General features: G+C 72.6%; 6 protein-coding genes. All 6 read right to left on the bottom strand.

Annotated features, from left to right (window positions below):
* Window positions 1–797, bottom strand: a 797-nt coding sequence (locus BZY54_RS41840; protein ID WP_086730600.1) for an ABC transporter ATP-binding protein, incomplete at its 3' end; no start/stop codon positions are given.
* A gap of 22 nt (window positions 798–819) precedes the next feature.
* Window positions 820–1467: a LutC/YkgG family protein gene (locus tag BZY54_RS41835; RefSeq protein ID WP_086730599.1), complete on the bottom strand. Its 648-nt coding sequence runs from the start codon at window positions 1465–1467 to the stop codon at window positions 820–822.
* On the bottom strand, window positions 1464–2978 hold the full coding sequence (locus BZY54_RS41830; RefSeq protein ID WP_086730598.1) for a LutB/LldF family L-lactate oxidation iron-sulfur protein: 1515 nt from the start codon (window positions 2976–2978) through the stop codon (window positions 1464–1466). Before BZY54_RS41830 ends, BZY54_RS41835 begins: the two co-directional genes overlap by 4 nt.
* Complete coding sequence (locus BZY54_RS41825) at window positions 2975–3730, bottom strand: (Fe-S)-binding protein (RefSeq protein WP_086730597.1); 756 nt, start codon at window positions 3728–3730, stop codon at window positions 2975–2977. The genes BZY54_RS41830 and BZY54_RS41825 overlap by 4 nt, the downstream gene beginning before the upstream one ends.
* A 348-nt stretch (window positions 3731–4078) precedes the next feature.
* A complete protein-coding gene (locus tag BZY54_RS41820) occupies window positions 4079–5521 on the bottom strand; it encodes a rhamnulokinase (RefSeq protein WP_208640928.1) in 1443 nt (480 codons plus the stop codon).
* A gap of 8 nt (window positions 5522–5529) precedes the next feature.
* Window positions 5530–7569, bottom strand: a complete 2040-nt coding sequence (locus BZY54_RS41815; RefSeq protein ID WP_086730596.1) for a bifunctional aldolase/short-chain dehydrogenase — start codon at window positions 7567–7569, stop codon at window positions 5530–5532.
* Between the last annotated feature and the right edge of the window lie 34 nt (window positions 7570–7603).

Below are 7603 nucleotides of genomic sequence, written 5' to 3'. Positions count from 1 at the left end.
TCGTCCGGCCGGACGACCGGCGGCTGCTCCAGGTCGTCCCGCTCGATCGCCGTCACCGACAGCCGTTTCAGCCCCCGGTCGGCGCCCACGAACCCCGCCACGTACGGGGACGCCGGGCTGCCCAGCACAGCCCCGGGCGTGTCGAACTGCTCGATGCGCCCCTGTCCGTACACGGCGATGCGGTCACCGAGCCGTACCGCCTCCTCGATGTCGTGCGTGACCAGCAGCACCGTCTTGCGCACCGCGGCCTGCATGCGCAGGAACTCGTCCTGCAACTGCTCGCGCACCACCGGGTCGACGGCCCCGAACGGCTCGTCCATCAGCAGCACCGGAGGGTCCGCGGCCAGCGCCCGCGCCACGCCGACCCGTTGCCGCTGCCCGCCCGACAACTGCTCCGGATAGCGCGGTCCGTACGTCTTGGGATCCAGGCCCACCAGTTCCAGCAACTCGGCGGCCCGCGCCCGCGCCCTCGCCTTCTTCCAGCCGAGCAGCGCGGGCACCGTCGCGGTGTTGTCCAGGACCGTGCGGTGCGGGAAGAGGCCGACCTGCTGGATGACGTAGCCGATACGGCGGCGCAGCCGCACCGGATCGACCCCGGCGATGTCCTCGCCGCCCAGGAAAATCCGGCCCGAGGTCGGTTCGATAAGGCGGTTGACCATCAGCATCGTGGTCGTCTTGCCGCAGCCGGACGGGCCCACGAGGGTGACGAGTTCCCCCTCGGACACCTCGAAGCTGAGCCCGTCCACGGCGGTGGTCCCGTCCGGGTACCGCTTGGTGACCTGCTCGAACCGGATCATTCACTCACGCTAACCGCGCCGCTCACTCCCCGCTCACCAGCACCACCTCCAGGGTGCGCGGCCCGTGCACCCCCTCCACCCGGTCCAGTTCGATGTCACTGGTCGCCGAGGGGCCGGAGATCAGGGTCAGCGGGCGCGCCGGGACGAGGCGGTCCAGGGCCTGCGGTACGGAGGAGACCACCTGGTCCGGGATGCGGATCACGCAGACGTGGTGGTCGGGGATCAGGGTGATCCGGCGGCGGCCCTGGTCGGGGGAGCCGTCCAGGACGATCGTGCCGGTCTCGGCGATGGCGACCGCGCAGCCGGTGACCACGCTGTCGACACGGTCCAGTTCGTGCGGTGTGCTGTCCGGACGGTCCGTGACCCGCGTCACCTCCGTGTCCGCCAGCCAGCTCTCGTCCAGCCCGGGCGGGACCAGGACGGTCTTCGAGCCCCGCTCGCCGAGCAGGTGGGCGATCAGCGCGGGCAGCCCCGCGGTGTCGCTGCGGTGCACGACCGCCCGGTAGTCCACCAGGTTCTCGGCCAGCAGATCCACCGTCTCCTCGGCGCCCCGGTCGCCGTGCTGCCGTAGATAGTCCCGCGAAACGGCCTGCTCGTACGGCGTGTCGTCCGGCGGCACGTCGGCCAGCGCGCGCCGCACCCGGCCCAGGATCCGGTCCCTGCTGCTCACTTCGCGCCGTCCTTTCCACCCTGGCCGCCCCGTTCGGCGTGCGTGCGCTGCCACCAGTCGCGGAAGGGTTCCGCGGGGAGGGCCGGTAGGTCCCGGGTGCCGCTCCACGCCTTGCCGGGGCCGGGCAGGCTCCGGGGGTGGAACCGGCGGGTGCGGGACGCCAGCCGCTGGCCGCCGCGCAGGAGACCCGGGTGGGAGAGGGCCAGGCGGGCCGCGCGCATCGCCGTCCGCTCGGCGGCGTGGCCCTTCGCGGGCTTGAGCACCACCTTGTTGCCGCCCCGGGTCGCCTGGCCGCCCTGGGCGACCCGTTCGCGCAGGTGCACCAGCACCTCGGGGATGTCGATGGCGACCGGGCACACCTCGTAGCAGGCGCCGCACAGCGAGGACGCGTACGGCAGGGAGGCGTCGATCTCGCTGCCGGTGCCGCGCAGTTGGGGGCTCAGGATCGCGCCGATCGGCCCTGGGTAGACCGAGCCGTAGGCATGTCCGCCCGCCCGCTCGTAGACCGGGCACACGTTGAGACACGCCGAGCAGCGGATGCAGCGCAGGGCCTGGCGTCCGACCTGGTCGGCGAGCGTGTCGGTGCGGCCGTTGTCCAGCAGCACCAGGTGGAAGGTGCTCGGTCCGTCCTGGCCGGTGGTTCCGGTCCACATGGACGTGTACGGATTCATCCGCTCGGCCGTCGAGGAGCGGGGGAGCGTCTGGAGGAAGACCTCCAGGTCCCGCCAGGTCGGCACGATCTTCTCGATGCCGACGACCGAGATCAGCGTCTCGGGCAGGGTCAGGCACATCCGCCCGTTGCCCTCGGACTCCACGACCACCAGGGTGCCGGTCTCGGCCACGACGAAGTTGGCGCCGGAGATGCCCACCTTGGCGCGCAGGAACTTCTCCCGCAGGTGCAGCCGGGCGGCCTCGGCGAGTTCGGCGGGGGTGTCGCTCAGGCCCTCGGGGGCCGGGCGGCCCCACGCGCTCATCTCTGAACGGAAGATGTCCCGGATCTCGCCGCGGTTGCGGTGGATCGCCGGCACCAGGATGTGGGAGGGCCGGTCCTTGCCCAACTGCACGATCAACTCGGCGAGATCGGTCTCGTAGGCGTGGATGCCCTCGGCCTCGAGAGCCTCGTTGAGGCCGATCTCCTGCGTCGCCATCGACTTGACCTTGACGACCTCACGCTCCCCGGTCCGCTTGACCAGGTCGGCCACGATGCGGTTGGCCTCGTCGGCGTCGACCGCCCAGTGGACGGTGCCGCCGGCCGCCGTGACCGCCTCCTCCACCTGGACCAGGTAGCGGTCCAGGTGCCGCAGCGTGTGGTCCTTGATCTGCCGGCCGGCCTCGCGCAGCGCCGCCCAGTCGGACACCTCGGCGACGGCCTTGGCCCGCTTGGCGCGGATCGTGTGCGTGGCGTGGCGCAGATTGCCGCGCAGGGTCTTGTCGCGCACGGCCTCGTGCGCGGCCTCGGGAAAGGACGGGAACTCCGGGAATCCCGGCATCCCCACGAATGTGGCGCTCATGCCGCGGGCTCCTCCTCCGTGCTCGCCAGGATCTCCGCCAGGTGCACCGGCCGCATGCCGGTGCGCAGCCGGGTCATCGTCCCGCCGATGTGCATCAGGCAGGAGTTGTCGGCCGCGCACAGCACCTCGGCTCCGGTCGACTCGGCGTTGCGCACCTTGTCGGTGCCCATCGCCGCCGAGACGTCGGGGTTCTTCACCGCGAAGGTGCCGCCGAAGCCGCAGCACTCCTCCGCGCCGGGCAGCTCCACCAGTTCCAGCCCCTTCACGGCCTGCAGCAGCCGGCGGGGACGGTCCCCGAGGCCCAGAACGCGCAGCCCGTGGCAGGTCGGGTGGTAGGTCACCGTGTGCGGGTAGTACGCCCCGACGTCCGTCACCCCGAGCACATCGACCAGGAACTCGGTCAGTTCGTACGTCTTCGGCACGACCGGTGCCAGCGTCCGGGCCAGGGTGTCGCCCCGGCCCTCGGCATGCGCCCGTTCGCCCATCCGCGGGTACAGGTCCCGCACCATCGCCCCGCACGATCCGGACGGCGTCACGATCGCCTCGTAGCCCCGGAAGACCTCGGCGAACCGCCGGGCCAGCGGCTCGGCCTCGTGCCGGTACCCGGTGTTGTAGTGCGCCTGCCCGCAGCACGTCTGGGCCATGGGGAAGTCCACGTCCACGCCCAGCCTGGTCAGCAGTTTCACCACGGCGCGCCCGGTGTCCGGATAGAGCGTGTCGTTGACGCAGGTCAGGAACAGAGCGACACGCATCGCGGCTCCTTGTTGTCGATCATCGGGTGGTTGAAGCCTATGGCCTCTCGTTTGCATCATGCCGGGCTCGCGGGGCCTGGCACGCAGATCTGCTGCATTGACGTCGGTTGCCGACGCTCCGCGTCGACGCCCTCCTCCGCCTTGCAGCTGCACGCACCAGACCCCGCTCCCTGATCCGGCCTGATCCAAACGAAAGACTCTGGTCATGCGGAGGATTCGGGGGGAGACCCCGCCCACGGCGTGGCGGAGAACCCTCGCCCGCGGCCCCGCCGTGGCGGCACGGGGGCCGAGCGCCGGGACCGGGCCGCGGCGGAGCACCGGGGCCCGACCGCGGCGGCTCGGCACGGTTCACGGCGTCGGCGTGGCGAGCCGGGCCTCGGCCGCGCGCCAGGCCGCCGTGTCGCGGCGCGGTTCGTAGCGCGTCAGCGGCTGCGTACGCGCGACCAGGTGCCGCATTCCGGCCCGGTCGCCGACGAGGCCGTGTGCGCGGGCCTGCACGAGGACGTTGCCGAGGGCCGCCGCCTCGGTGGGACCGGCCACCACCGGCAGCCCGCAGGCGTCGGCGGTCAGCTGGCACAGCAGGGCGTTGCGGGTGCCGCCGCCCACGATGTGCACGACGTCCACGGGATGGTCCGCGAGCCGCTGGGCGTCGCCGATCGCCCGGCGGTGTGCGAGGGCGAGCGAGTCGAGGATGCAGCGCGTGAACTCGGCCGGGGAGGCGGGCACCGGCTGCCCGGAGGCCCGGCAGGCGGCCGCGATCCGTTCCGGCATCCGGCCCGGGGCCAGGAAGGCGGCGTCCTGCGCGTCCACGACCGACCGCAGCGCGGGGACCTCGGCGGCCTTGCGCAGCAACTCGCCCAGGTCCGGCCCGCCCCAGGCCCGTACGCACTCCTGGAGCAACCACAGGCCCATGATGTTGCGCAGATACCGGACCGTGCCGTCGAGCCCCAGTTCGTTGGTGAAGTTGGCGGCGCGGCTCTCCTCGGTCAGCACCGGTTCGGCCAGCTCCAGGCCCGCCAGCGACCAGGTGCCCGTGCAGATGTATGCGAACCGCTCGCCCACGGCCGGCACGGCGGCCACCGCCGATGCCGTGTCGTGCGAGCCGACCGCCGTCACCGGCACCGGCCCGCGCAGCCCCGTCTCCTCCAGCACCTCCGGCCGCAGCACGCCCGCCGGATCGCCGGGCCGGCGCAGCGGCGCGAACAGCTCCAGGTCGATGCCCAGCCGGGCCACGACGTCGTACGACCAGTCGCGGGTGCGCGGGTCGACGAGCTGGGTGGTGGAGGCGTTGGTCAGCTCCGTACCCTGCTCGCCGGTGAGCCAGTACGTCAGCAGGTCCGGGATCAGCAACAGGCGCCTGGCGGAGGCGAGTTGCGCGGTGGAGCGGGCCGCCGTCAGCTGGTACAGCGTGTTGAACGGCGCGTACTGGATGCCGGTCGCCGCGTACAGCTCCGCGGCCGGAACTCTCGCCCACACCTTCTCGGGGACCCCCTCGGTGCGCGCGTCGCGGTAGTGCACCGGGTTGCCCAGCAGGGCGCCGTCCGCGTCGAGCAGGCCGTAGTCCACGGCCCAGCTGTCGATGCCGACGCAGTCCACCTGGCCCGCGGCGCGCAGCCCGTCCAGCACCCCGGCGTACAGCCCGAGCACGTCCCAGCGCAGCCCCTCGGGCAGCCGCAGCGGCCGGTTGGGGAAGCGGTGCGCCTCGGTCAGCTCCAGCGAGTCGGGGCCGGCGCGGCCGACCATGACACGTCCGCTGGACGCGCCGAGGTCGACCGCGGCGTACGCCTTCACGTCCACGCTCACCGCAGGAAGGCGGCCGCGACGCCGGCGTCGACCGGGACGTGCAGCCCGGTGGTGTGCGTCAGTTCCCCGCCGGTCAGGGCGAAGACGGCGTTGGCGACGTGCTCGGGCAGCACCTCCCGCTTGAGCAGCGTCCGCTGGGCGTAGAACTCGCCCAGCTTCTCCTCAGGCACCCCGTACACCGCGGCCCGCTGTGCTCCCCAGCCGCCGGCGAAGATCCCGGAGCCGCGCACGACCCCGTCCGGGTTGACCCCGTTGACGCGGATGCCGTGCTCGCCCAGCTCGGCCGCCAGCAACCGCACCTGATGCGCCTGGTCGGCCTTGGTCGCCGAGTACGCGATGTTGTTCGGACCGGCGAAGACGGCGTTCTTGGAGGCGATGTAGACGATGTCGCCGCCCAGCTGCTGCGCGATCATCACCCGGGCCGCCTCGCGGGAGACGAGGAAGGAGCCGCGCGCCATGATGTCGTGCTGCAGGTCCCAGTCCTTCGCCGAGGTCTCCAGCAGGGGCTTGGAGATGGAGATGCCGGCGTTGTTGACCACCAGATCGACCCCGCCGAAGGCGAGCAGCGCCGCCCGGAAGGCGTCCGCGATCTGCTCCTCGTCCGTCACGTCCACGCCCACGGCGACCGCCCTGTCCGGACCGCCCAGCTCCTCGGCGACGGCGGCGGCGTTGCCGGCGTTCAGATCGGCGACGACGACGCACGCGCCCTCCGCCACCAGCCGGTGCGCGATCGCCTTGCCGATCCCGCTGCCCGCGCCCGTGACCAGCGCCACCCGGGTCGCCAGCGGCTTCGGCCTCGGCATCCGCCGGAGCTTGGCCTCCTCCAGCGCCCAGTACTCGATGCGGAACTTCTCCGACTCCTCGATCGGCGCGTACGTCGAGACCGCTTCGGCGCCGCGCATGACGTTGACGGCGTTGACGTAGAACTCGCCGGCCACCCGGGCGGTCTGCTTGTCCTTGCCGAAGGAGAACATGCCCACACCCGGGACCAGCACGATCGCCGGGTCGGCACCGCGCATGGCGGGGGAGTCGGGCAGGGCGTGCCGCCGGTAGTAGGCGGCGTACTCCTCGCGGTAGGCGCCGTGCAGCTCCCGCAGTCGGGCCACGGCCTCCTCCACCGGGGTGGTCGGCGGCAGGTCGAGGACGAGCGGGCGGACCTTGGTGCGCAGGAAGTGGTCGGGGCAGGAGGTGCCGAGCGCGGCGAGCCTCGGGTGCTCGGCGCGGGAGAGGAAGTCGAGGACGACGTCGGAGTCGTCGAAGTGCCCCACCTGCGCGCGGTCCTGGGAGGCGAGCGCACGGACGTACGGCGCCAGTGCGGCGGCCCGCTCCCGCCGCTGGGTCTCGCCGAGCGGCTCGTAGCCCTCGATCACCGGACCGAAGGGCTCCGCCTTGCCGCGCTCGGCGAGGAACGCCTCGGCGGTGCGGATGATGTGCAGCGAGTTGCGCTCGCACTCCTCGGAGGTGGCGCCCCAGGCGGTGATCCCGTGCCCGCCGAGGACGCAGCCGATCGCCTGCGGGTTGGCCTCCTTGATCGCGGCGATGTCCAGCCCCAGCTGGAACCCGGGCCGCCGCCACGGCACCCAGACCACCCGGTCGCCGAAGCACTCCGCGGTCAGCTTCTCCCCGTCGGCGGCACAGGCGAGTGCGATACCGGAGTCCGGGTGCAGGTGGTCCACGTGCGGGGCGTCGACCAGCCCGTGCATGGCCGTGTCGATGGAGGGGGCCGCACCGCCCTTGCCGTGCAGGCAGTAGTCGAACGCGGCGACCATCTCGTCCTCGCGCTCGACACCGGGGTACACGTCGGTGAGGGCCCGCAGCCGGTCCAGCCGCAGCACGGCCAGCCCGCTCTCGGTGAGGGTCCCGAGGTCGCCACCGGACCCCTTGACCCACATCAGCTCCACGTCCCCGCCGGTCACGGGGTCGGTGCCGGTGCCCTTCGCGGAGGCGTTGCCGCCGGCGTAGTTGGTGTTGCGGGGATCGGCGCCGAGCCGATGGGACCGGTCGAGGAGGGCGGAGGCTTCGGGGTGGAGTGACATGGGGGTTCCTTTCAGGATGAGGGGAGTGCGGGAG

Origin of the sequence: Streptomyces carpinensis (assembly GCF_002154505.1) — a bacterium.
GTDB classification, from domain to species: domain Bacteria; phylum Actinomycetota; class Actinomycetes; order Streptomycetales; family Streptomycetaceae; genus Streptomyces; species Streptomyces carpinensis.
This window is presented reverse-complemented; position numbering and strand designations above follow the sequence as displayed.